Origin of the sequence: Nonomuraea sp. NPDC001831, assembly GCF_042892035.1 — a bacterium.
In the GTDB taxonomy this organism is placed as follows: domain Bacteria; phylum Actinomycetota; class Actinomycetes; order Streptosporangiales; family Streptosporangiaceae; genus Nonomuraea.
In genome coordinates this window covers 233,012-257,488 of record NZ_JBIATU010000010.1, presented here as the reverse complement: position 1 = coordinate 257,488, position 24,477 = coordinate 233,012, and the positions used below count along the sequence as shown (strand labels likewise).

At 72.5% G+C, this 24,477-nt stretch carries 22 protein-coding genes; 13 read left to right on the top strand and 9 right to left on the bottom strand.

Annotation, left to right across the window (positions count from 1 at the left end; translation table 11 throughout):
* Nucleotides 1–41: 41 nt before the first annotated feature.
* Genes ACFYYW_RS30435 through ACFYYW_RS30425 form a run of 3 tightly spaced genes read right to left on the bottom strand, consistent with a single transcriptional unit; the run spans nt 42 to nt 2,967 of the window.
* Nucleotides 42–1,271 carry an epoxide hydrolase family protein gene (locus ACFYYW_RS30435; protein WP_387653575.1) on the bottom strand — a complete coding sequence of 410 codons (1,230 nt, stop codon included), beginning with the start codon at nt 1,269–1,271 and terminating at the stop codon, nt 42–44.
* A complete protein-coding gene (locus ACFYYW_RS30430) occupies nt 1,261–1,743 on the bottom strand; it encodes a MarR family winged helix-turn-helix transcriptional regulator (protein WP_387653574.1) in 483 nt (160 codons plus the stop codon). Before ACFYYW_RS30430 ends, ACFYYW_RS30435 begins: the two co-directional genes overlap by 11 nt.
* A 48-nt stretch (nt 1,744–1,791) precedes the next feature.
* Nucleotides 1,792–2,967 (bottom strand): ROK family protein, encoded by a 1,176-nt coding sequence (locus tag ACFYYW_RS30425; RefSeq protein WP_387653572.1) that lies wholly within the window; start codon nt 2,965–2,967, stop codon nt 1,792–1,794.
* A gap of 131 nt (nt 2,968–3,098) precedes the next feature.
* Between ACFYYW_RS30425 and ACFYYW_RS30420 the strand changes: the two genes are divergently transcribed.
* The 8 genes from ACFYYW_RS30420 to ACFYYW_RS30385 all read left to right on the top strand — a co-directional run bounded on the left by ACFYYW_RS30420 (nt 3,099) and on the right by ACFYYW_RS30385 (nt 13,506).
* Nucleotides 3,099–4,808, top strand: a complete 1,710-nt coding sequence (locus tag ACFYYW_RS30420) for a beta-N-acetylhexosaminidase (protein WP_387653570.1) — start codon at nt 3,099–3,101, stop codon at nt 4,806–4,808.
* The gene (locus ACFYYW_RS30415) at nt 4,805–7,177 is read left to right on the top strand and encodes a phosphatidylserine/phosphatidylglycerophosphate/cardiolipin synthase family protein (RefSeq protein WP_387653561.1); all 2,373 of its coding nucleotides are present in this window, start codon (nt 4,805–4,807) and stop codon (nt 7,175–7,177) included. The genes ACFYYW_RS30420 and ACFYYW_RS30415 overlap by 4 nt, the downstream gene beginning before the upstream one ends.
* A gap of 71 nt (nt 7,178–7,248) precedes the next feature.
* The gene (locus tag ACFYYW_RS30410) at nt 7,249–8,496 is read left to right on the top strand and encodes an ABC transporter substrate-binding protein (protein ID WP_387653556.1); all 1,248 of its coding nucleotides are present in this window, start codon (nt 7,249–7,251) and stop codon (nt 8,494–8,496) included.
* Nucleotides 8,497–8,499: 3 nt separating this feature from the next.
* Nucleotides 8,500–9,429, top strand: a complete 930-nt coding sequence (locus ACFYYW_RS30405; protein ID WP_387653553.1) for a carbohydrate ABC transporter permease — start codon at nt 8,500–8,502, stop codon at nt 9,427–9,429.
* Nucleotides 9,422–10,231: a carbohydrate ABC transporter permease gene (locus tag ACFYYW_RS30400; RefSeq protein WP_352322804.1), complete on the top strand. Its 810-nt coding sequence runs from the start codon at nt 9,422–9,424 to the stop codon at nt 10,229–10,231. The genes ACFYYW_RS30405 and ACFYYW_RS30400 overlap by 8 nt, the downstream gene beginning before the upstream one ends.
* Nucleotides 10,232–10,364: 133 nt before the next feature.
* Complete coding sequence (locus tag ACFYYW_RS30395) at nt 10,365–12,026, top strand: bifunctional metallophosphatase/5'-nucleotidase (RefSeq protein WP_387653550.1); 1,662 nt, start codon at nt 10,365–10,367, stop codon at nt 12,024–12,026.
* Between the two features lie 295 nt (nt 12,027–12,321).
* Complete coding sequence (locus tag ACFYYW_RS30390) at nt 12,322–13,068, top strand: alpha/beta hydrolase (protein ID WP_352322802.1); 747 nt, start codon at nt 12,322–12,324, stop codon at nt 13,066–13,068.
* Nucleotides 13,069–13,092: 24 nt separating this feature from the next.
* A complete protein-coding gene (locus tag ACFYYW_RS30385) occupies nt 13,093–13,506 on the top strand; it encodes a hypothetical protein (protein WP_387653546.1) in 414 nt (137 codons plus the stop codon).
* 120 nt (nt 13,507–13,626) lie between these two features.
* Here the strand turns inward: ACFYYW_RS30385 and gdhA are convergent, their stop codons facing one another.
* The gene (gdhA, locus tag ACFYYW_RS30380; RefSeq protein WP_352322800.1) at nt 13,627–14,970 is read right to left on the bottom strand and encodes an NADP-specific glutamate dehydrogenase; all 1,344 of its coding nucleotides are present in this window, start codon (nt 14,968–14,970) and stop codon (nt 13,627–13,629) included.
* 169 nt (nt 14,971–15,139) lie between these two features.
* On the opposite strand from gdhA, the gene ACFYYW_RS30375 reads away from it, so the two are divergent.
* Nucleotides 15,140–15,379: a DUF2945 domain-containing protein gene (locus tag ACFYYW_RS30375; RefSeq protein ID WP_387653544.1), complete on the top strand. Its 240-nt coding sequence runs from the start codon at nt 15,140–15,142 to the stop codon at nt 15,377–15,379.
* The gene (locus ACFYYW_RS30370; RefSeq protein WP_352322798.1) at nt 15,376–15,705 is read left to right on the top strand and encodes a DUF3140 domain-containing protein; all 330 of its coding nucleotides are present in this window, start codon (nt 15,376–15,378) and stop codon (nt 15,703–15,705) included. The genes ACFYYW_RS30375 and ACFYYW_RS30370 overlap by 4 nt, the downstream gene beginning before the upstream one ends.
* Nucleotides 15,706–15,735: 30 nt before the next feature.
* Here the strand turns inward: ACFYYW_RS30370 and ACFYYW_RS30365 are convergent, their stop codons facing one another.
* The 5 genes from ACFYYW_RS30365 to ACFYYW_RS30345 all read right to left on the bottom strand — a co-directional run bounded on the left by ACFYYW_RS30365 (nt 15,736) and on the right by ACFYYW_RS30345 (nt 21,016).
* On the bottom strand, nt 15,736–16,905 hold the full coding sequence (locus ACFYYW_RS30365) for an MFS transporter (RefSeq protein WP_352322797.1): 1,170 nt from the start codon (nt 16,903–16,905) through the stop codon (nt 15,736–15,738).
* Nucleotides 16,906–17,329: 424 nt separating this feature from the next.
* Nucleotides 17,330–18,022: a GNAT family N-acetyltransferase gene (locus ACFYYW_RS30360; protein WP_387653539.1), complete on the bottom strand. Its 693-nt coding sequence runs from the start codon at nt 18,020–18,022 to the stop codon at nt 17,330–17,332.
* Between the two features lie 171 nt (nt 18,023–18,193).
* Entirely contained in the window at nt 18,194–18,613 is a 420-nt protein-coding gene (locus ACFYYW_RS30355) for an SRPBCC family protein (protein ID WP_387653537.1), read from the bottom strand.
* A 46-nt stretch (nt 18,614–18,659) separates the two neighbouring features.
* A complete protein-coding gene (locus ACFYYW_RS30350) occupies nt 18,660–19,823 on the bottom strand; it encodes a hypothetical protein (protein ID WP_387653534.1) in 1,164 nt (387 codons plus the stop codon).
* Nucleotides 19,824–20,116: 293 nt separating this feature from the next.
* A complete protein-coding gene (locus ACFYYW_RS30345) occupies nt 20,117–21,016 on the bottom strand; it encodes a LysR family transcriptional regulator (protein ID WP_387653531.1) in 900 nt (299 codons plus the stop codon).
* 105 nt (nt 21,017–21,121) lie between these two features.
* On the opposite strand from ACFYYW_RS30345, the gene ACFYYW_RS30340 reads away from it, so the two are divergent.
* The 3 genes from ACFYYW_RS30340 to ACFYYW_RS30330 are packed head-to-tail and all read left to right on the top strand — an operon-like array spanning nt 21,122 to nt 24,465.
* Nucleotides 21,122–21,550: a hypothetical protein gene (locus ACFYYW_RS30340; protein ID WP_387653529.1), complete on the top strand. Its 429-nt coding sequence runs from the start codon at nt 21,122–21,124 to the stop codon at nt 21,548–21,550.
* Nucleotides 21,543–23,162: a multicopper oxidase family protein gene (locus ACFYYW_RS30335; protein WP_387653526.1), complete on the top strand. Its 1,620-nt coding sequence runs from the start codon at nt 21,543–21,545 to the stop codon at nt 23,160–23,162. The genes ACFYYW_RS30340 and ACFYYW_RS30335 overlap by 8 nt, the downstream gene beginning before the upstream one ends.
* A gap of 58 nt (nt 23,163–23,220) precedes the next feature.
* Complete coding sequence (locus ACFYYW_RS30330) at nt 23,221–24,465, top strand: NAD(P)/FAD-dependent oxidoreductase (protein WP_387653524.1); 1,245 nt, start codon at nt 23,221–23,223, stop codon at nt 24,463–24,465.
* The last annotated feature ends 12 nt before the right edge of the window (nt 24,466–24,477 follow it).

Below are 24,477 nucleotides of genomic sequence, written 5' to 3'. Positions count from 1 at the left end.
CGCCGCGACGCCGCCCGGCCCGGCCGCGCCGGAAGGGGGCGTCAGCGGTGGGGGCGGAAGGTGCGGCGGAGGTCTGCGACCCATTCGTCGGGGATCTCCCACGGGATGAAGTGCCCGCCGCGATCGTGGCAGGTGATGCCGGCGTGGTTGTACCAGGCGGCCCGGTCGCCGTCGAGGAAGCTGCGGATCCGCTGCTCGCCGGTGGTCACGCCGGGCGGGTTCTCGAAGCCGACGAACGTGATGCCCGTGGGCGCCTCGACGACCGGCCACCGGTCGTGCGACGGCGTCCAGGGGTAGCGGTTGTTGTTGGCGTAGGTGCGGATCGAGCTGTCGATCGTGTTGCCCGCCCAGAAGATCGTCGCGTGGGTGAGCAGGTCGTCCTTGGTGAAGACGGTCTCGACGTCGCCGTGGTTGTCGGACCACTTCGTCCAGCGTTCCAGGATCCAGGCCAGCATGCCGGCGGGGGAGTCGGCCAGGCCGTGGCCGAGCGTGGACGGCGCCAGCATGTGCGCCGCCAGATGCACCGCGAACCGCCGGTCCAGCTCGACGAACCGGGCGTGCACGTCGGCGGGCAGGCCGTCCGGGATGGGCAGGCCGCCGCTCAGATCCCAGGCGCGGTCGCCGTTGAAGAGGGTGAGCTTCTGCGCCGAGCCGATGTGGATGGCGTACAGCTCGCCGGCGTACTTGTGGCCGAGCTGCCCGGTGACCAGCGCCCCGACGTCGCATCCGGCGGCGGCGTACCGGTCGTGGCCGAGGACGCCGGTCATCAGCTCGTGCCACACGTCGGCGATCTTCCAGAAGTTCATGTCCGGACGGCCGTCCAGCGGGGCCGAGAAGCCGAAGCCCGGCAGCGAGGGCACGATCACGTCGAACGCCTCCGCCGGATCCCCGCCGTGGGCGCCGGGGTCGGCGAGCGGGTCGATGACCTTCGACCAGTGCCAGAACGTCCAGGGCCAGCCGTGGCTGAGGATCAGCGGCACGGGGGCGGGGCCGACGCCGGGCTTGCGCATGAAGTGCACCGGCACGCCGCCGACGTCCACCCGGTAGTGCTCGTAGGCGTTGATCGCCCGCTCGGCCGCCCGCCAGTCGAAGCCGTCGGCCCAGTAGGCGACCAGCTCGCGCAGGTACTCGCCGCGCACGCCGTAGAAGCCGTCGTCGTTCCCGGCGGACGGCGCCCATCGGGTCATGGTGAGCCTGCGGCGCAGGTCGTCGAGCACCTCGTCCGGCACGTGCAGCGGCTCGGGGCGCAACGGGAAGGGGCTATGCGTCAAGGGAACGGTCCTCCTGGTCTTCGACCCGCGTGGCGATCTCGGTCAGGCGGCCGAGGACGCCCGCGTACCGGGCCAGGTCCGCGCGCTCGTCGTCGCTCAGGTGCGCCACCAGGCGGGCGACCCGCGCCACCCGGTCGGCGCGCCGGGAGCGCACGATGTCCCTGCCCTCCTCGGTGAGGGTCAGCAGGACGGCGCGGCCGTCGCGCGGGTCGGGGCGGCGCGAGACCAGCCCGTCCCGTTCGAGCTTGGCGACCAGGCTGGTGAGCGCGGGCTGCTTGAGCTGTTCCGTCGCCGTCAGGTCGGTGAGCCGCATGGGCCCCCTGCCCGCCAGGGTGTGCAGCACGGACAGGGTCGAGAAGCTGAGCCGCCTGACCGAGGGCAGCCGGATGAAGTACGCGTTGAAGTCCTCGATCGCGCCGACCAGCGCGTCGAGGTCGAGGGCGGGACCGGGATCCGCCGGAGAGGACGCCACGCCCTCACTTATATCGAACTTCGATATAAATGCGCTACATTCGGTGAGCTACACCATTAATGAGGACGGCGGCGCCGCGACCGACAGGTCGATCTCCGGGTCGAAGAGCACCTTGGCCAGGTGCTCGACGCCGTGGCACACGGCCCCGATGGCCACGCACTCGTCGCCGAGCACGGAGGCCCGCAGCTCGGGCGTGCGCAGGCACATCGTCTCCAGCTCGACCCGCAGCGGCTCCATGAGCACGTCGGCCGAGCGCGAGAACCCCCCGCCGAGCACCACCAGGTCCGGATCGACGGTGAGGGCCATCGCGGTGGTGGCCAGCGCGAGCACCTTGACGTAGCGCAGGACGGCCCGGCGGGCCTCGACGTCCCCCTGCCTGGCGGCCTCGAACACGGCCCCCGCGACCGCCTCCGGCGGCGTGCCGGGCTCGACCGAGGGGACGGCCTGCAAAAGCTCGCCCACGTGACCGAGGTTGAACAGCGGATGCACGCCGATCTCCCCGGCGGCGCCGCCGCTGCCGCGCAGGGGCACCCCGTCGAGCACGACGGCGGCGCCGGCCCGGCGGCCGACGTGCAGGAAGATCAGGTTCCGCGCGTCGCGGGCGATGCCCCTGCGGCACTCGGCCAGCGCGGCCAGCCTGCTGTCGTTCTCCACCAGGACGGGGCAGTGCAGCCGGTCGCCGAGGTGGTCGGCCAGCGGCACGTCCGACCAGTCCTGGATGGCCCGCGAGAGCACGACGCGCCCCTGCAGGTCGACATAGCCCGTGCTGCCCGCGACCGCGAGCCAGACGTCGGAGGCGGCGGTGCCCGAGCCGGTCAGGCAGGCGTCCACCGCCCGGTCGACGGCGGCCAGCCGCTCGGCGCGCGGCTGCTCGGGGGTGACCGGCTCGCGGGTGGTGTGCAGGACGTTGCCGTCGAGGTCGGCCACGACCACGAGCACCTTGTGCGCCCCTATGTCGAGCCCGAGCACCCGGCCCGTCTCCGCGTGGAAGCGGTAGCGGCGCGCGGGCCTGCCCTTCTCGCCGCCGCTCGGATCCATCTGGACCACCCAGCCCAGCTCCATCAGGTCCTTGACCACCACCTTGATGGTGGCCCTGGCCAAATCGGCGCGCTCGGCGAGCTGGGTCAGCGTCGCCGGCCCGCCGGCGCGCAGGGCCGAGAGCGCGGCGAGGGCGTTGAGCCGCCGGAGCCGCTGAAGGTCGCCGCCGGTCACGGAGAGCGTCACTGATGACCCTTCTTGACGAATCTTAATGGTGAGCTCCATCATAAATCCTGATCGAGGCGCTCACCCAGAAAAAAGAGGCCAGATCACGGGCATGGCCGCGGGCGGCTCGCGGCGACCGGAAGCCGAGCGCCATGCTACGACCCGCCGCCCGCCCTGTCACCGACCGACGATCCCGCCCCCCGACCCCCCAGGGACCTGTCTTGCTGCTGCCACGACCCGTCCATGTGACCCCAGACGGCGGGGAGCCCTTCGCCCTCACCGCAACCACAGTGATCGCCGCCCCTCCCGGCCTGTCGCGGGTGGAGGGCTGGCTGCGGGCCGCGTTGTCGCCCGCGACCGGCCTGCCGCTGCCCGCCGGAGCGCCGGGGCCGGGGGCGATCGAGTTCGTCCTGACCGCCGGGCTCGGCCCGGAGGGCTACCGCCTGACCGTGCGTCCCGACGGGGTGCGCGTCGAGGCGGGCGACGCGGCCGGGGCGTTCTACGGCGCGCAGACCCTGCGCCAGCTCCTCCCGCCCGCGGCCTTCCGCAGGGGCGCGGTCGGCGAGCGGGACTGGCTGCTCGCTCCGGTCACCGTCGCCGACCGGCCGCGCTTCCGGTGGCGCGGCTGCCTGATCGACGTGGCCCGGCACTTCCTGCCGAAGCCCGACCTGCTGCGGTACATCGACCTGCTGGCCGCGCACAAGCTCAACGTGCTGCACCTGCACCTCACCGACGACCAGGGCTGGCGGCTGGAGGTCAAGGGGTATCCGAAGCTCACCGAGGTCGGCGCCTGGCGCAGGGAGAGCCCGCTCGGCGACCGGCGGCACGGCGTGTTCGACGGCCGCCCGCACGGCGGCTTCTACACCCAGGACGACCTGCGCGAGATCGTCTCGTACGCGGCCGACCGGTTCGTCACCGTGGTGCCGGAGATCGAGCTGCCCGGCCACTCGCAGGCGGCCATCGCGGCCTATCCGGAGCTGGGCAACCTCGACGAACGGCTGGAGGTCGCCACCGGGTGGGGCGTCTCGCCCAACGTGCTCAACGTCGAGGACACCACGCTCGCCTTCTACCGGGACGTGCTCGACCAGGTCATGGAGATCTTCCCCGGCGAGTACATCTGCGTGGGCGGCGACGAGTGCCCCAAGGAGCAGTGGCGGCAGAGCCCGTCGGCCCAGCGCCGCATCGCCGAGCTCGGCCTGCGCGACGAGGAGGAGCTGCAGAGCTGGTTCGTCCGCCAGTTCGCCGACCACCTGGCGGCGCGCGGCCGGCGCCTGCTCGGCTGGGACGAGATCATCGAGGGCGGCCTGCCGCCGGGGGCGACCGTGGCGTCCTGGCGCGGGACGTACGGCGCGGTCGTGGCGGCGCGGGCCGGGCACGACGTGGTCACCTGCCCCTTCACCGAGCTCTACCTGGACTTCCGGCAGTCAGACCGGCCCGACGAGCCGGTCCCGATCGGCAACGTGATCTCGCTGCGCGACGTCCACGGCTTCGAGCCGGTGCCGCCGGAGCTGACCGAGGCCGAGGCCGCCCGGGTCCTCGGCGCGCAGGCCAACCTCTGGACCGAGCACATCGACTCGCCCCGCGGGCTCGACTACATGGCCTTCCCGCGGCTGTCGGCCTTCGCCGAGGTCGTGTGGAGCCCCGCCGGCGGCGACTTCGACGACTTCCTGACGCGGCTGCGCCACCACGAGCGCCGGCTCGCCGCGCTGGGCGTGGAGTACCGCAAGGAGACCGGCCCCGAGCCGTGGCAGACCCGGCCGGACGTCCGCGGCCGGCCTCGGGAGCGGGCGGAGACCGAGGCCGAGGTGGCGGCCTGGACCCGCGGCCTGCGGCGGAACCTCAGCGAAGGGAAGCGAGCATGATCAAGCCTCTGTCCGCCGTCCTCGTCGGCCTGTCCTGTCTGCTCGGCCTGGTCACCCCGGCCCGGGCGGCGGCTCCTGAGCTGTCGGCGTACTTCAGCAGGCCGAGCGTGGACGGCACGCTCGCCGACCCGCTGCCCGCGAAGGTGCTGGAGCTGATCGGGCTGGCCGCCCCGGACTCCACGCTGCGCGTGGCGACCTTCGTGCTGGAGATCAAGGCCGTCAAGGACGCGCTGGTGGCGGCGCACGGCCGGCGGGTCGACGTACGGGTGGTGTCCGAGGGATCGGGGCACAACGCGCTCCTGGACGAGCTGGCCGCGGCGGGCGTGCCCGTCACGCTCTGCGACAGGGGCTGCAACGGGCCGGACACCGACATCAGCCACCACAAGTTCCTCGTGTTCAGCCGGCTCACGGACGGCAGGACCGACGTGGTCGTGCAGAGCTCGCAGAACCTCGCCCCCGACACCGGCCTGCACCAGAACATGCTGATCAGCTCGGACGACGCCGCGCTGGCCGACGGCTACCGGCAGGTGTTCGACACGCTGGTCTCCCAGGTGCGCACCTCCTGGCGGGCGCCGTTCACCGCCACCAGCGGCAGGGTCACGGTCTGGATGGAGCCCCGTGACACCGCCTACGACCAGAGCGCCTACGGCAGCGCCGACCTGGTCGCGGCCATGATCCGGGACGTGGGCTGCCCCGGCTCGATCCGCGTCGTGCAGTCGCAGTTCGCCACGGACCGGCCGCTGGTCATCGCCGAGCTCAAGGCCAAGAAGCAGCAGGGCTGCGACGTCCAGGTGCTCGTGGCCGAGGGCAACCAGACGGCCGCGACCGCCGCCGAGCTCGCCAAGGGCGGGATCGTGGTGCACACCTTCCGGCCCGGCGGCTGCCACTACCCGGCCGGCGACACCTGCGCGCCGGACAACATCCACTCCAAGATCATCCTGGTGGACGGGCCGTCGGCGGCGGCGGGCGGCGCGCGGCGCAGCTACGTCTACACCGGCTCCCACAACCTCAACGGCGGCTCCCTGACCGCCTCGGACGACTCCTTCGTCCGCGTCGACGACCCGGCCGTCTACGCGGCCTACGACGCCGACTTCACCGCCATGAAGGACGAGGTCGTCAAGATCGTCCCCAGGGCCTACCCCGGGGCCGGGCTCCAGATGACCGCCAACGGCCCCGACGACCAGCGCGCGCCCAGGGCCGCCGCCGTGCGGTCCGGCTACACGGCCGTGGCCTGGGAGGACGACCGCGACCGCGCCTCGGTGGACGGCGCCGAGGTGTACGCGCGCATCTACCGCGACGGGCAGCCGGTGACCGGCCCCGTCAAGGTCTCGATGGGCGGCGTCGGCTGCGCCGCCGGCTGGAACCACGTGCAGCCGTCGGCCGGCGTCGACGACGCGGGCAACGCCTACGTCGCCTGGGCCGAGGACGGCGACTGCCGGGGCGAGCACAACATCGCGGTGCGCAGGCTCTCGCCGTCGGGCACGCTGAGCGCGACGATCTGGGCCAACGACCCGCAGTGGAGCGGCGACCAGACCCGGCCGAGGATCGCGGTCCGCGGCGCCGGCGGGTTCACGGTGACCTGGGAGGACGGGCCCACCCACACCGTCCGCGCGGCCGGCTACGCCTCGCTGACCGCCCGTTCCTTCGCGCCGCTCCAGGTGGGCGCCGGGGACCGGCCCGACGTGGCCGTCGACGGCGCGGGCACCGCGACCGTGGTCTGGCAGCAGGCGCCCGACGTGTACGGCAGGCGGATCTCGGCGACCGGCGCGACCGTCGCCGCCGCCACCCGGATCAACACCAACGCCGCCACCCAGCACCTGGCCCCCGCCGTGGCGACGACCCCCGGCGGCGACAGCGTCGTGGTCTGGAGCGACAACGTGGCGGTCACCGGCGGCGACGTGACGACCGTCTGGCGGGTGCGGGCGCGCGGCCTGACGCCCGCCCTGGGACAGAGGTTCGCGGAGACCCCCGTCGCGTTCGGCAGGTACGCGCCGAACACGCCCTCCGACGGCGGCAAGGAGTACCCGCCGCTCTGCGGGAAGGTGGACCAGACCTACCGGTGCGCCGTCCAGGGATCGCCGTCCGTGGCCGTCGAGGACACCGGGCGGTTCGTGGTCGGCTGGACCGAGTCCGACCTGTGGAACGCCGGCCGCTCCCACGAGGTGTACGCCCGCGGGTTCAACGCCGACGGGACGACGACCGGCCGCTTCGCCTGCGAGCGCATGAACCCCAACACCGCCGGCGACCAGTCGGGCACCGCCGTCGCCGCCGACGGCAGCGGGTTCCACCTCTTCTACGTCGAGGACTTCGACGCCAACGGATACGGCGACGTCGTGGCCAGGACCGGCTTCACCAACACCGGACTCTGAGCCCGCCGCCCCGCCGAGATCCAGAACCTGATCATCATCCCCCGACGCCTTCTAGAGAAAAGGAACTGCCCGTGCGCCTGCGTATGGCACTCGCCGCCGCCCTGGCGATGACACTGGCCGGTTGTGGCTCCGGCTCCGACACCACCGCCACCAAGCCAGGAAAAGTCACGATCAGCTACGCGATCTGGGAGAAGAACGACCAGCCCAGCACCCAGAAGATCATCGACGCCTTCCAGAAGCAGCACCCCGACGTCACCGTCAAGCTTGAGATCACCCCGTGGGACCAGTACTGGACCAAGCTCCAGACCGCGGCCACCGGCGGCGCGGCCCCCGACGTCTTCTGGATGAACAGCCTCAACGTGCGCATGTACGCCAAGGGCGGCGTCATCGCCCCCTTCGAGAACGCCGACGTCAGCGCCTTCCCGCAGGCCATCGTGGACGGCTACCGCTACGACGGCAAGCTGTACGGCATGCCGCGCGACGTCGGCGTCCCCGTGCTCTGGTACGACAAGGAGCTGTTCGACAAGGGCGGCGTCGCGTACCCGACCGCCGACTGGACCTGGGACGACCTCAAGGCCGCCGCCAAGAAGCTGACCGACCCGGCCAAGAAGCAGTACGGCCTGCTGGCCCCCCTGTGGGACCAGGGCGGCTTCTACCCCACGATGATCCAGGCCGGCGGCCACGTCATCTCCGCCGACGGCAAGAAGTCGGGCTTCGACGAGCCCGGCTCCATCCAGGGCCTGGAGTTCTGGACCGACATGATCAACAAGGACAAGGTGGCCCCGCCCCTCCAGGCGACCACCGACACCAGCCCCGTGCAGCTGTTCATGACCGGCAAGTACGCCATGTACTACGGCGGCTCGTGGCTGGCCAGCACGTTCAAGGCCAACACCGAGCGCGGCGGCAAGGTCGACGTGGCGCCGCTGCCCAAGGGGCCCGCGCAGGAGGCCGTCATCCTGCTCGGCCTGGCCAACTCCGTCTCGGCCAAGAGCGAGCACCCGGCGGAGGCCGCGCAGTTCGCCACGTTCCTGTCCTCCGACGAGGCCGAGAAGATCCTCAGCGACTCCGGCGGCGCCTCGGTCTCCTCGCGGGCCGGCACCCAGGACGGCTGGTTCGCCGCCTTCCCGGACTACCACCTGAAGGAGGCGTTCGACGCCTCGATCCCGAACGGCGTGCCGTACCCCGTCTCGCTCAACACCGCCAAGTGGCAGGACGTGCAGAACAAGCTCCTGGCCGAGGCGTGGGCGGGCACGCGGCCGACCGCGGAGGCGGCCAAGGAGATCGCCGCGCAGATGAACGAGATCCTGGCCAAGGAGTAGCCGATGGTGCTGACCGAGGAACGGGCCGCCGTCAAGGCGGCGGCCCCGCCGGGGCGGCGGTCGCGACGCGACTGGCTGTGGGGTTACGGGCTGATCGCGCCCATGGCCCTCGGGCTGGCCGTGTTCTACCTGTGGCCGATCGTCCAGACGCTCTACCTCAGCTTCACCGAGTCGGGCGTGTTCGGCGGGCAGACGTGGGTGGGCCTGGACAACTTCGCCGCCCTCCTCGGCGACGAGGAGATGGCCGGCGCGCTGCGCAACACGCTGCTCTACTCCGTGCTCGTGCTGGTCGGGGTGCCGCTGTCGATCGTGATCGCGGCGCTGCTGAACGTGCCGGGGCTGCGCGGGCTCGGCTTCTACCGCACGCTGTACTTCCTGCCGGTGGTCACCATGCCCGCGGCCGTCGGCCTGACCTGGCGCTACCTCTACAACGGCGACTTCGGCCCGATCAACTACCTGCTCGGCCTGGTGGGGATCGACGGGCCGTACTGGGTGTCCGACCCCGAGTTCGCGATCTACGCGGTCGCGGTGGTCGGGATCTGGACCTCGCTCGGGTACAACGCGGTGTTGTTCCTGGCCGGGTTGCAGGGCATCCCCAAGCACTACTACGAGGCCGCCTCGATCGACGGCGCGGGCCGGGTGCGGCAGTTCTTCCGCATCACGCTGCCGCTGCTCACGCCCACCACGTTCTTCGTCGTGGTGATCACGCTGATCAACACGCTGCAGGTCTTCGACCTGGTCTACCTCATGATCGACACCAAGAGCCCGGCGCTGGCGGGGAGCCGCACGATCGTCTACCTCTTCTACGAGCAGGGCTTCGTGCAGAACAGCCGCGGCTACGCCGCCGCCATCGCGGTCGTGCTGCTGGCCCTGATCCTCATGCTGACCGCCGTCCAGTTCCGGCTGCAGAGGCGGTGGGTCCACTATGAGTAGGCGCTGGATCGTGCACGCGGTCCTGCTCACCGGCGGCCTGATCATGGTCATGCCGTTCGTCTGGCAGCTCGTGGTCTCGCTGCAGACCATGACCGAGTCGATGCGGGTGCCGCCCACGGCGGTGCCGTCCTGGCAGTGGCACAACTTCGCCGACGTGTTCAGGACCGTCCCGCTCGGGCGGCAGTTCCTCAACACCGTGGTGGTGACGGCCGCGGTGACGGCCGGGCAGCTGCTGCTGTGCTCGCTGGCGGCCTTCGCCTTCGCGCGGCTGGACTTCCCCGGGCGCGGGCCGGTCTTCATGTTGTTCCTGGCCGTGCTGATGGTGCCGGGGGAGCTGTTCCTGCTGCCGCGGTACGAGATCATGCAGGGGCTCGGGTGGCTCAACAGCCTCCAGGCGCTCATCGCGCCCGGCGTCTTCGGCGCCTTCGGCACGTTCCTGCTGCGGCAGTTCTTCAAGACCCTGCCCAAGGAGCTGGACGAGGCGGCCCGGCTGGACGGCGCCAACCCGCTGCAGATCTACTGGTGGATCATGTTGCCGCTGGTCCGGCCCGGCCTGCTGGCGCTCGGGCTGCTGACCGTCATGTGGTCATGGAGCAGCCTGCTCTGGCCGCTGGTGGTCAACACCGACCCGGAGATGATGACGCTCTCCGCCGGGCTGGCCTCGCTGCGCGGCCAGTACCTGACGAACTACCCCATCCTCTTCGCGGGGTCCGTCGTGGCCTCGCTGCCGGTGATCGTTCTCTTCGTGGTCATGCAACGGCAGCTGATCGCCGGGATCGCGTTCACCGGCTCGAAGGGCTGATCGGCAAGTCTTTTCTCCCGCTATATCCCCTTATTTAGGAGTATGCGTGTCCTCGTTCCGTAAGTGGATTATTGTCGCCTTAGGCGTCACTCTGGCCTCGTCCGCCTCACCGGCACTGGCCGCGCCCAAGCCCGTGGACGTGCAGTTGTTGTCGCTCACCGACTTCCACGGCTACATCACCCCGCAGAGCAACGCCACCGACGGCACGATCAAGGATCCGCAGGGGAAGACCCTGGTGGTGGGCGGCGCGCCGTACCTGGCGGCCCATCTCGACCGGCTCCGGCAGGGGCACGAGAACACGGTCACCTTCTCCAGCGGCGACAACTTCAGCGGCTGGCCCACCGAGGTGTCGTACCACGCCGACGAGCCCACGATCGAGTTCCTGAACAAGATCAAGGTGGAGTTCACCACGGTCGGGAACCACGAGCTGGACCGGTCGCTCGAGTTCCTGCGCGACCACATGGGCAAGGGGGAGTGCTTCGGCGAGGTCGGCCTCGACAGCTGCTTCACCGACTCCGACGGGCAGCCCTTCCACGGCGCCGACTTCGACATCTCCACGGCCAACATCACCATGAAGGGCGACACCCGCCCGGTGCTCCCGCCGTACGTGATCAAGCGGTTCCAGGGCATCCCCGTCGGGTTCATCAACCTGACCACGCCCACCACCGTGGACGGCTCCACCTCCTACCAGCCGTCGCTGGACAACCTGCCGCTGGTGGAGACGGCCAACAAGTACGCCGAGATCCTCAAGCGCCGCGGCGTCAAGGCGATCGTCGCCAACGTGCACGAGGGCGGCAAGGCCGGCGAGGACTACAGCGGCTGCGGGGACCAGAAGTCCGGGCCCATCTGGGACTTCGCCAAGAACGCCTCGCCCGACATCGACGCCATCGTCACGGGCCACTGGCACTGGTTCTTCAACTGCTCGATCCCCGACCCCGCGGGCAACCCCCGCCCGGTCGTCGAGGCCGCCAACCACGGCCGCCTCATCAGCGAGATCAACCTCAGGCTCGACCGCCGCACCCGCGACGTCATCAGGACCGCGACCACCGCGGCCAACCACCCGGTGACCCGCGACATCACCCCCGACCCCGCCATGGTGAAGCTGGTCGACCACTGGAACGCCATGCAGAAGGAGACCTACGCCAAGCCGTACGGGACCATCACCGGCGACCTCACCAGGACCCGCGACGCCACCGGGCAGAGCACGCTCGGCAACACCGTGGCCGACGTGGAGTACTTCGACTCCCACCAGACCGAGGGCGGCAAGGCCGACCTGGCCATGGTGGCCGTGGCGCCGACCAAGGGCTCGAACTCGCTGCGCGGCGACCTGAGGTTCGCCAAGGGCGCCAACGCCGCCGACGCCGACGGCAAGGTGCTCATGGGCGAGTCGTGGGCCGCCTGGGGTTACGCCAACCCGGTGGTCACGGTGTCGGTCAAGGGCTCGCAGCTCGAACAGGCCCTGGAGCAGCAGTGGCAGACGCAGGCCGACGGCACCGTGAAGTTCGCGCCGCTGGCCGTGTCGAGGAACGTGCGCTTCTCCTACTCCCCGAACCGGCCCGTGGGCGACCGGATCAACCCCGCCGACGTGGTCATCGACGGCCGGCCGCTCGACACCGGCCGGACCTACCGGCTCGCGGCGCTGGCGTACACGCTGCTCGGCGCCGACGGCTACACCGCCTTCGCCGGGTACACCGACGCGGTGCGCGGCAGCCGCGACTACGAGGCCATGCGCGCCTACCTGCGGCAGGGCCCGCTGACCCCGCCCGCCCTGGACCGCGCGGTGGCATTGCCGTAGCGCTCCCGCCGCGGGGGCCGCGCGGCCCCCGCGGCCCCCGGGCCCGGCCCGCTGGGCGGCCGGCGGCTGCTGTGGTGGATGGCCGTGCTCTTCGGCGGCGCGGCCGCCGGGGCGGCGATCTTGTCCCGGTGGGCCCATCCGCCCGTGTGGGCGCTGGCCGTGGTGGCCGCGGGGCCGGCGCTGCGCTCGCCGGCCGGGCGCCGCGCACGGCCTGGATGCCAGGGTCACCGGAAAAGCCCCGGCGCCGTCTCGCGTGGGACAAACCGGTCAGTGAATGACTGGTAACGTCTGCGCGATGACGATTTCTCATGACGTGGCAGGCGACGGACCGGCGCTGCTCCTCCTGCACGCGGGTGTCTGCGACCGGCGCATGTGGGACCCCCAGTGGGAGCCGCTGATCGCCGCCGGTTTCCGGGTGGTCCGGTGCGACCTGCGCGGCTTCGGGCAGAGCCCGCTGCCGACCGAGCCGTACAGCAACTCCGGGGACGTGCTGGGCCTGCTCGACAGCCTGGGCATCGACCGGTTCTTCCTGGCCGGCAGCTCCTACGGCGGGAAGGTGGCGCTGGAGGTCGCCGCGAGCAGCCCCGAGCGGGTGGCGGCGCTGGTCCTGCTCTCCGCCGCCCTGCCCTGGCGGGAGCCGAGCGCCGAGCTGCGCGCGGTCGGCGAGCGTGAGGACGCGCTGGTCGAGGCGGGCGACCTGACGGGTGCCGCGCAGCTGATGGTCGACCGCTGGCTGGGCCCCGACGCCGACGAGAAGGCCGGGCGGGCCGTGCACGAGATGCAGCTGCGCGCCTACGAGCTCCAGCTCGCCGAGGGGGTCGTCGGCCCGGTGAAGGTCCAGGTGGACCCGGCGGCCGTGACGATGCCGTGCCTGGCCGTGTCGGGCGCGCACGACGTCGCCGACTTCCGGCACACCGAGGCCGACCTGCCCGCCGCCCGCAACGTCGAGCTGCCCTGGGCGGCCCACCTGGCGAGCATGGAACGGCCGGCCGAGGTCACCGAGCTGATCGTCGAATTCCTGCGCGAGCAGACCCGCGCCTGACGCGTCAGGTCACGAGGAGGGGCAGTGAGCCGGCACGTCGACCGCGAACTCGTCCAGGCCGCCGCGGAGGTCGCCCGCACTCGTTGCCGGGGTGACAACCACACCATGGCGGCCGCCGCGCGCGCCCGCGACGGCCGGATCGTCACCGCGGTGAACGCCTACCACTTCACCGGCGGCCCCTGCGCCGAGCTGGTCCTCATCGGCGCGGCGGCCGCCCAGGGCGCGTACGAGCTGGACGTGATCGTCGCGGTGGGGGACCGGGAGCGCGGGGTCGTCCCGCCGTGCGGCCGTTGCCGTCAGGTCCTGCTGGACTACTTCCCGGCCCTGCAGGTCATCGTGGGCGACGGCGACCGCCTCCGTACGGTCCCCGTCACCGACCTGCTGCCCGAGACCTACGTCTGGGCCGACCACCAACTGCCTCCCGGCACCCCGTCCTGACCCCGGATCCCGTCCTGACCCCAGCTCCCGTCCTGACCCCGGCTCCCGTCCTGACCCCGGCCCCCGGCCTGACCTCGCGCGCACGCCGCGCCGGTGAGGGCGGGCCGGGGGCCGGCGCGGTCAGATGAGGCCCAGCGCGAGCATGGCGTCGGCGACCCGGCGGAAGCCGTCGATGTTGGCGCCGGCCACGTAGTTGCCGGGCATGCCGTACTCGTCGGCGGTCTGCAGGCAGCGGCCGTGGATGTCCTGCATGATCTCCTGGAGGCGGCGCTCGGAGAACTCGAACGTCCAGGAGTCGCGGCTGGCGTTCTGCTGCATCTCCAGCGCGCTGGTGGCCACCCCGCCCGCGTTGGCCGCCTTGCCCGGCCCGAACGCGACGCCCGCCTCCAGGAACACCTTGATGCCCTCCGGCGTGGTCGGCATGTTGGCCCCCTCGCCGACCGCGACGCACCCGTTGTCCACCAGGAACGCGGCGTCCCGGCCGGTGATCTCGTTCTGCGTGGCGGACGGCATCGCCACCTCGCAGGGCACCTCCCACACGCTGCGGTCCGGGACGAAGACGGACTGCTCGCCCCGGCGCTCGGCGTAGGTCTCCAGGCGGCCCCGCTCGACCTGCTTGACCTGCTTGAGCAGGTCGAGGTCGATGCCCTTCTCGTCGACCACGTAGCCGGAGGAGTCGGAGCAGGCCACCACGACGCCGCCGAGCTGCTCGATCTTCTCGATCGTGTAGACGGCCACGTTGCCGGAGCCCGACACGACGACCCGCTTGCCGTCGAACGACGTGCCGCGGGCCTTGAGCATCTCCTCCACGAAGAACGTGCAGCCGTAGCCGGTGGCCTCGGTGCGTACCTGGGCGCCGCCGTAGACCAGGCCCTTGCCGGTGATCACGCCGGATTCGTAGCGGTTGGTGATGCGCTTGTACTGGCCGAACAGGTAGCCGATCTCGCGCCCGCCGACGCCGATGTCACCGGCCGGGACGTCGGTGTACTCGCCGATGTGCCGGTAGAGCTCGGTCATGAAGCTCTGGCAGAAGCTCATCACCTCGCGGTCGGAGCGGCCCTTGGGGTCGAAGTCCGAGCCGCCCTTGCCGCCGCCGATGGGCAGGCCGGTCAGGCCGTTCTTGAAGATCTGCTCGAACCCGAGGAACTTGACGATGCCCAGGTAGACCGACGGATGGAAGCGCAGCCCGCCCTTGTACGGCCCGAGCGCGCTGTTGAACTCCACCCGGAAGCCACGGTTGATCTGCACCTCGCCCTGGTCGTCCAGCCACGGCACGCGGAAGATGATCTGCCGCTCGGGCTCGCAGATCCGCTCGATGATCTTCGATTCGGCGTACTCGGGATGCTTGCCGAGAACTGGGCCGATGCTTTCGAGCACCTCGCGCACGGCCTGGTGGAACTCGACCTCGCCGGGGTTCCGGCGCAGGACGTTGTCGTAGGTCGACGACAGTTTCTCGTGCAACAAGGGCTCCCTACATCACTGGTGCGATCGTGCTCACTTTACGATTCGGCCACGCGTGAGCAGCAGCCGCCCCGCCCCGAGGACGCCCGCGCCGACCCCCGGACGGCGACGGCAAAGGAAGGTTTTGCCCGCCCGGCCGAGTGCGGGAGGGGGGCGGGGTAGCGCGCATCCTATGACCGGCAAGCGCAAGGACGATCCGTCCGTGGGTGACGAGGTGTCCTGGAAGAGCCACGGGTCCACGGCCCGCGGCAAGGTGGAGAAGAAGATCACCAAGAGGACCAAGGAGGCCGGCCGTACGGTGGCGGCCTCGCCCGACGACCCGCAGTACGTCGTGCGCAGCGACAAGAGCGGGCGCGAGGCCGTGCACAAGCCGTCCGCGCTGCGCAAGGGCAAGGGCAAGGACGCGAAGTGAGCGGCGACCGGGACGTGGCGGCCGAGTTCGGCCAGGCCGTCAACATGACCGCGCACGAGCTGGAACGCTGGCTGGACACCGAGGAGTCGAAGCAGGTCGGCCAGAAGCAGGACGGCGGCGGCGAGTCGACCGGCCACGCCTCCGGCCGCGAGATCGTCCGCCTCCTCCGCAAGGGCAGATCCTCCTGGACCGGCCATGACTACGAGCACATGGCCAAGGTGATCGGCTACATCCACCGGCACCTGGCGCAGCGCCCGTCCGGTGACGTCCGGGAGACCCGGTGGCGCTACTCGCTGATGAACTGGGGGCACGACCCGCTCAAGTGAGACGGACGAGCGGCGCGTGGCGCTCGCTGCTCAGTCGTCGTGGGCGATGAGCATGAGCTGCCGCCACAGCAGCACCACGAACACCGCCGAACCGGCGAAGGCGAACCAGAAGGGCGCCGCGACGCCGAACCGGGTGGCCAGCACGCCGCCGATCAACGAGCCGACCACCAGGCCGGCGTAGACGCAGACGGTGTTGACGCTGCCCACCCGCCCCTGGAGCTCCTGCGGGACCGCGCGCTGGCGGACGGTGCCCGAGGTGGTGCCCCAGATGAAGGCGTGCGCGCCGAAGACCAGGAAGATGGCTCCGGCGACCCACGGCGAACGGGTCAGGGCCAGGCCCAGGTGGGTGAACGTCTCGATGATGAGCCCGATCCGCATCAGGGCGCCGAGGCTGACCCTGCGGGTGATGGTCCCGTACAGGCCGGTGCCGATCAGGCCGCCGATCCCGCCGATGGTGGTCATCAGGCCGAACCCCATCGCGCCGAGGCCGAGCTGCTCCTGGGTGTAGAGGACGAGCACCGACCAGGCCGCGCCGAAGGTGAAGTTGAAGATCAGGATGGTGAGCGCCAGCGTGCGGACCGCCGGGTGCCGCACCGTCCAGCTGAACCCGGCGACGAGCTCGCGCACGGTGTTCGGGCGCGGCGCGTCGTCCGGCCGGACGCGTGCCGGCAGCGCGATCCGGGAGACCAGGACCATCCCCGCCAGCACCAGGAGCAGCTGGCTCGCGAACGGCCAGGTCAGGCCCAGCCCGAACAGCGCCGCGCCGATCGGGGGCCCGGCGAGCTGGTTGAGCGTGATGAACCCGGTGCCGAGACGGGCGTTGGCGACGATCAGGTCGTCCCTGGAGACCATCATCGGCGTCAGGGTGGACGTCGCGTTGTCGGCGAACACCTCGGCGATGGACCGGAGCGTGAGCGCCGCCAGCGCCGTCGCCACGGTCACGGTGCCGGTCGCCATGAGCACGACGAGCGCCGCCAGCACCACGGCGCGTACGGCGTTGGCGACCAGCACGATCCTGCGGCGGTCGTACCGGTCGGACAGGACGCCGGCGTACAGGCTGAACGCCAGCGGCGGCGCCCAGCTGACCAGGGCGGACAGCGAGATCATCAGCGGGTCGCGGGTCAGCGTCGCGATCAGCAGCGGGCCGGCGGCGGCCGCGATCCCGTCACCGAGATTCGTCAGCCAGCTCGACGCCAGCAACCATCGGAACCCTGTCCCCAACCGGGCCGGCAGGACCCGTTCCACGACTGTGACCACGAGCGCAAAACCATACGTTTCACCGGGGGGCGGGGCAACACGTTTTCCACCAGGCCCGAAGCGCCCGCCCCGGGGCAGCCCAGGGCCGCTGCAGGCCGCCCCGGGCCGCTCAGGGGCGTCGCGTCGCGGGCCATCGCGGGCCATCGCGGGCCATCGCGGGCCGCCGCGGGCCGCTCAGGGGCGTCGCGGGGTGGGGGAGCCCCATGCCCGCCGCGGGGCCGTCAGAGGGTACGGGAACCCCGCGCCCACCTTGGGCGGGCCAGGGGGTGCGGGAACCTCGCGCCCACCTGGGGGCGTCACGGGGTGCGGGAACCCCGCGCCTATCCTGGGGCGTCGCGGGGTGCAAGCCCAGCGACCACCTGAGGTGTCACGGGGTGCGGAAGCCGCGGAAGGTCACAGGTCTGCGGGTTCGGAAGCCGAGCCGCTCGTAGAGGGCGATCGCGCCGGTGTTCGCCTCGGCCGCGTGCAGGAACGGACGCTCGCCGCGGGCCACGATCCGCGAGACGAGCGCGCCGACCAGGCGGCCCGCGTGGCCCCGGCCGCGCGCCTCGGGCGCCGTGCACACGGCGCTGATCTCGGTCCAGCCCGGTGGCCGCAGCCGCTCGCCCGCCATCGCGACCAGCTTCCCGCCGTCGAAGACGCCGAGGTAGGTGCCCATTTCACGGGTACGCGCCCAGAACGGCCCCGGTCGCGTCCTGGCGACGAGGTCGAGCATGTGCGGGACGTCGTCCGCGCCCAGTTCCGTGACGTCGCCGGGCGCGGCGGGGGCGCGGTCGCCGCCGTCCCAGATCAGCTGGCGGCCGTCGAGGGCGAACACCGGCTCCCAGCCGGGTGGCGGGGTCGCCGGGGAGCTGAACAGGTCGGCGAGCTCGCCCGGCCCGAGCAGCCGGGCCAGGTCGGCCCACGCCCGCTCGTCCGGCTCGGCCGGGACCGAGGAGAAGGTCGCCACCTCGGCCCGGTACGTGGCCGCCGCGCCGAGCCGCCGGGCGAGGTGCGCGTGACGGCCGCGCAGTGACGCGCCTACCGGGTCGTCGAGCGGGCTGGCGTCGGGATCCGCCATCGTGGTGTGCGCCTCTCGGGTGTTGCGGAGGGAGCCGGCCGGCGGGACGGGGGGCGTCCGGCGCCGGTCATCCTAGTGACCTCACCGCCACCGCCTCCGCGCCGGGCCCTCCGTCAGTCCGGTGCCGGGCCAGCCGGAGCAGGCGGCGGGGCAGCGGTGGGGCCGTGGCGGTCAGGGGCGGGGTGGGGACGTGGCTTCGATGGCCTTTCTCATCTCCGCCGCGCCGCACCGCATCCGCTGGCCGACCTCGGCGGCTCGCGCGTCGGGCAGCACGTCGGTGATCCAGATCAGCCGGCCGGCCCCCTCGCCCTCAGGGTGGACCTCGAAAGAGGCGTGATGGTGGGCCAGCGGCGGCCTCGCGCCCTCCACGACCGCGTAGGCCAGGCGGCGGGCTTCGTCGTCGATCGCGACGATCAGCTCGCGGATCACGTGCCCGTCGGGGAACGTCAGGAACCGCTGGTCGCCGTCCAGCCTGGTGTCCTGGACGCGGCCGGGGAGCAGTCGTTCGTGCACGGCCCCGACGTCACGCAGGACGTCCCAGATGTGGTCGGGGGAGGCGTCGATGACGACTTCGTGCCGGATGGAGGCCATGGGGATCCCTTTGTTTACGTACTTCATTATGAAGTGCTTCGCTATGTTAGCGAACGTCCCAGTCCTCCCGTCGCGGCGGGTAGGCGAAGGTCTGGCGGTGGGCCCAGTCGCCGCGCACGACGCGGTAGTCGTGCGCGGCCTCGCTCGCGGGGTGGTCGGGGCCCACGTCGACCCGGTCGGCGACCGACCAGACGCCGTTGATCCGGTGCTCCACGGTGTAGAGGAACTCGTTGAACCCCGAGCCCGACACGCAGGTGTTGACGACGGTGAGCGCACGCCGGCCCGCCGTCAGCCCCGGCGGGAGGTCGACGATCTGGTTCCGCCACTTGTGGACGGCGTCCTCCAGCAGCGGCCGCCACCTCGCCGCGGGCACGCCGTCGACGGTGATGGTCGCGTCCTGCAGGCCGACGCCGGCGTCGAGCCGGCGAATCAGCCGTACGCCGGTGTTGGCCGGGCTGACGCTCACGGTGAACCGGCTCGACCCGCCGCGGGGGAACGCGCGGCCGTCGTCGGTGACGATCTGACCGGCGTCCACGGCCTGGCCGGAGTCCACGGCCTGACCGGCGTCCACGATTTGGCCGGACGTGCTTTCGGGCCGCGGCTCGGGCCGTCCCGTCAGCCGGACGGCGACGATGACGGCCAGGGCCAGCGCGGCGGCCACCGGCACGGCGATCCCGGCGAACAGGACGGCCCGCCGCGGCCCGCCACCCAGCACCGATGCCGCCCCGCCCGGCAGACCCGGTCCCGCCCCGGCCGGCAGGCCCGGTCCCGTCCCGCCCGGCAGGCCCGGTCGTGCCCCGCCCGCCATGCCCGGTCCCGCCGGACCGGACGCGGCCGGCGGGGGGCCGTCGGATGCCTGCGAGCCGCGATCGTCCCAGGCCCCGGCGGGCAGCCGGCTGATCCGCACCCGGTCCCAGGCCCGCTCCCAGGCGGGAAGCTCGTGGTCGGGCACCCGGCACCCGCGCAGGAACGCCACCATGACCGCCTTCTTGGGAAAGCGCCGGCCGGCCAGCATGTCGGCGCACGTGCTGCGCGGCAACCGGGCGCCGCCCGACCTGTCGGCCCGCGCCTGCAACTCCCGCAGCGACACGTCGGCCCGGGCGAACTGCTCGGCCAGCAGCCGCACCAGGTCCTCGTGACGGCTCACCGACTCAGGCCCGGTGGCCTCCGCGGCGCCCGGCGGCAGCCCGCCACCGTGGACCTCGCTCATCGCTCCGCACCCCGCCCTCTCTTGACCGGGCCGTAAGGCCCCGCAGACCAGCGACAGAAAGTGTACGGACGGTCGCGCCGCGTGTCCGGGTTCTCTTGGCCCGGCCGTCACTCCGCTCCCGTGCCGTGCGGGAGACACGGCTCGACACGGCTCGGCTCCGGGCGGCACGCCCGATGATCGACCCCCTGTTCCCCGACACGCCGCTGTCCCTCTGCCCCGCGCCGGAGCCCCGCCTTGGGTGTGCGGGGAGCGTCAAGGTGAAGACGGCGAACCCGGTGCACACCGCGACTCGCTCAGCGTTTCTCGTGGGGTTCGCCGGCCAGCCAGTCCCAGCTGGTGATGGTGGTGCGCATCAGGCGGGCGGCGGTGGACAGGTGGCTGTCGGCGCCCCAGAACAGGGTGAGTGTGCGGCGGCAGTCGGGGTCGTCGACGTCCACCCAGGCGAGCGGGGCGCGGGTGGTGGAGCGGCGGGCCAGGGACGGGACGAGCCCGATGCCGAGCCCCGTGCTGATCAGGTCGGCGATGGCGCTGGACTCGTCGCCCTCGCAGACGATCCGCGGCGTGCGGCCCCTGGCGGCGAAGAGCCGGTCGAGCAGCCGGCGCTGCCAGTGTCCCTTGCGGGCGGTGACGAACGGCTGGTCGGCGAGGTCGTCGATGGTCACCGACGTACGGCCGGCCAGCGGGTGATCGAGCGCGGTGGCCAGCCCGACCGGCTCGTCCAGCAGTTCGGCGGCCTCCAGCCCGTCGGCGTGGATCGGCTGGGAGGCGACGCACAGGTCGAACTCCTGGGCGCGCAGGCGGCGGGACATGTCGTCGGCGGGGGCCCAGTGGAGCTCGATCTCGGCGGCGGGATGGGCGCGCTTGTAGGCCGCGAGCGGCCCGGTGAGGGTCAGGAAGGTCTCCGAGGCCAGGCGTACGGTGCCGAACCCCTCGCCGACGGCCTCGGCGACGGCGCGCCGTCCGGCGTCGAGCTCGCCGAGCGCCCGTTCGACGAAGCCGCGGAACAGGGTGCCCGCGCCGTTCAGGCGGAGCCGGCCGCCGCGGTCGAACAGCGGCGTGCCCAGCTCGCTCTCCAGGCGGGCGATCGTCCGGCTCAGGGACGGCTGCGCGACGCGCAGCTCCTCGGCGGCGGCGCTGAGGTGTTCGAGCCGGGCCACCACCAGGAACTGGCGGAGGGCGTTCAGATCCATCATGCCTCCCAACGCATAACACCATAGCAATATAGATCTTGGACAAGATAACTCGGGAGCCATAGCGTCGGAGGCGTTTCACCAGGACGGACATGAGGAGGACCCTCGATGCTGAGCGTGGTCGACGGGCCGCGAGCCGATGCCGCGCGCCGCACGGCACCCGCGGGCTGGACGTTGCGCGCGACGGTCAGCGCCCACATGGTGGCGATCGCCGGGCAGCCGGTGTTCGCCGGCGTGTACCTGACCGGCGACTACGACAGCCTGCGCTGGCACTCCCTCGGCGCCGACGTGGTCACCTCCGTCGGCTACCTCCAGCTGATCGTGGCGATCGTGGTGTGGGCGCGCCTGCGCCGCAGCGGGCCGTTCCTGGCCACGGCGGCGGTGGTGGCGGCCGAGACGGCGCAGTACTTCGCCGGGCTCGACGGCGCGTTGTGGCTGCACATCCCGCTGGGGGTGGCGACCGTCGCCGCGCTCACGGTGCAGTTCATCGACGTGTGGCGCCGGCCCTTCCCGCGTCGGGCGGCCCGCGATGCCTGAGCTCGACCGGCCGGCGCGCGGCGTGACCAGGCGGCAGGCGCTCGGCATCGGCGGCGCGCTCGGGCTGATGGCGGCCACCGGGCTCGGCGCCTCGGCCGCCATGGCCCGGCGGCCCTCGATCACCGGCGCCGAGCTGCGCAGCGACCTACCGCTGCCGCCGCCGTTCCAGGTGCCGCTGCCGATCCCCGCCGTGCTGGCGCCGTCGGGCGCCTCGGGTGGCGCCGACCGTTACGAGATCGTCCAGCGCGAGACGACCCTGGAGATCCTGCCCGGCGTACGGACCAGGGCCTGGACGTACGGGGGCACCTTCCCCGGGCCGACGATCGAGGCGCGCCGGGGCCGGCCGATCACCGTGACGCACCGCAACGACCTGCCCGTGCCGACCGTCGTCCACCTGCACGGCGGACGCACCCCGGCCGACTCCGACGGCTACCCGACCGACCTCGTGCTGCCCGAGGGCTGGACGGAGCCCACCATGCACATGGCGCACGGCTCCGGCATGGGCGGCATGGGCGGCATGCGTGACCCGCGGGCCGTGCTGAGCAGGCGGACCAGGGACTACACCTTCCCGCTGGACCAGCGTCCGACGCTGCTGTGGTACCACGACCACCGGATGGACTTCACCGCCCCCGCGATCTGGCGCGGCCTGGCCGGGCTGCAGATCGTCCGCGACGACGCCGAGCAGGCACTCGGCCTGCCCGCGGGGCCGCGCGAGCTGCCGCTCATGATCGCCGACCGGGCGTTCACCGCCGAGGGCGAGCTCGCCTACCCCGCACTCGACCCCACCCTGCGGGAGCGGCCGGGCGTGCTCGAACCGTACATAGCGGGCGTGCTCGGCGATGTGATCCTGGTCAACGGCGCCCCCTGGCCCGTCCACGAGGTGGACGCGGCCCGCTACCGGCTGCGCCTGCTGAACGCCTCCAACGCCCGCCACTACGAGCTCGAAGCCGTGCTCGACGACGGGCGGCGGCTCGACCTCGTGCAGATCGGCGCCGACCAGGGGCTGCTCGCGGCCCCCGTCACCCACCAGGCGCTGCCGATCGCGCCGGCCGAGCGCTACGACGTGGTCGTGGACTTCGCCCGCGTCCCGGTCGGCGGGCGCGTCCGGATCGTCAACCGGCTCGGCTCGGGCCGCACCCGGGACGTGATGGCCTTCCGGGTCGCGCGCGCCGCGGCCGACGACAGCCGGGTGCCCCGCGTGTTGTCCACCGACCTGCCGGAGTGGCGGCGGGCGGACGCCGTACGGGTGCGCGAGTTGTCCTTCCGCGCCGGCCGGATGCACGACGGCCGCGGCTGGCTGATCGGCGGGCTGCCGTTCGACCCCGCCCGCTCCGACGTCACCGTGGGCCTCGGCGACGTCGAGGTGTGGCGGATGGTCGCCGATGTCCACCACCCCGTCCACCTGCACCTGGTCGGCTTCCGGGTGCTCTCGCGCAGCGGCCGGCCGCCGTTGCCGCACGACGCGGGGCTGAAGGACACCGTCTCCCTGCGGCCGGGCGAGTCGGTGGAGATCATCACCCGGTTCGACGGCTACCGCGGCCGCTACCTCTTCCACTGCCACAACGCCGAGCACGAGGACATGGCCATGATGGCCAACCTCCAGATCGTCTGACACCCAGGTCGTCTGACACCCCCCGCGCACCCCGGCACCGTTCACAAGGAGCGTCACCATGCCCGCCGATCCCGGCATCGTCATCATCGGCGCCAGCCTCGCCGGCGCCCAGGCCGCGCGGGCCCTGCGGCTCGACCACGGCTACGACGGGCCGCTCACGCTCGTCGGCGACGAGCATCCCCTGCCCTACCAGCGTCCCGCGCTGTCGAAGGGCTACCTGCTGGGCACCACCGAGGCCGCCGAGCTCGACGTCCTGGACCCGCGGTTCTACGCCGCCCAGGACGTCGCCCTCGCCCTCGGCGCCCCCGCCACCCTGCTCGACCTCGACGGCCGGCGGGTGAAGCTGGGGCGCAACGTGGAGCTGCCATTCGGCCAGGTGCTGATCGCGACCGGCGCCCGTCCGCGCCGCCTCCGGGTGCCGGGCGCCGACCTCGACGGCGTCCACTACCTGCGCGACCGCGAGGACAGCGAACGGCTCGGCGCGGCCCTGCGCGCGGCCTCGGCCGTCGTCGTGGTCGGCGCCGGCTGGCTCGGCTGCGAGGTCGCCGCCGCCGCCCGCGCGCTCGGCGTGCCCACGACCGTGGTCGACCCGCTGCCCACGCCGCTCTACCACGTGCTGGGCGACCGGATCGGCGGCGCTGTCGCCCGCCTGCACCTTGAGCACGGCGTCGAGCTGCTCACCGGCGACGGCGTCGAGGCGGTGCTCGGGACGCGCTCGGTCGAGGCGGTGCGCACGGTCGCCGGGCGGCGCGTCCCGGCCGACCTGGTCGTGGTCGCCGTGGGCGCCGTCCCCAACACCGAGCTGGCCGAGGCGGCGGGGCTGCGCGTCGACGGCGGCATCGTCACCGACGGCCATCTGCGCACCTCGCACCCGGCCGCGCTGGCCGCCGGCGACGTCGCCCGCCACCGGCACCCGCGCTACCTGAAACCGGTCCGGATCGAGCATTGGGACAACGCCGTCGTCCACGGGACCGCCGCCGCGGCCACGCTGCTGGGCGAGCCGGTCACCATCGACCACGTCCCGTACTTCTTCTCCACGCAGTACGGGGCCACCCTCGAATACGTCGGCCTGCCCACCACGTCCGACCGCGTCGTCACCAGGGGCGAGCCGGAGGAGCCCGGGTTCACCGCGTTCTGGCTCGACCGCGGCGTCCCGGTGGCCGCGCTGACCGTGGACAGCCAGGACGCCGGCCACCTGCGGTCCCTGGTCGCCGCCGGGCACACCGCCGATCCGCGCCGGCTGGCCGACCCCGGCGTCCCGGCGGCCGAGCTCCTGCCGCACGCCCCCGCCGGCGCCTCATGAACGGCGGCGGCC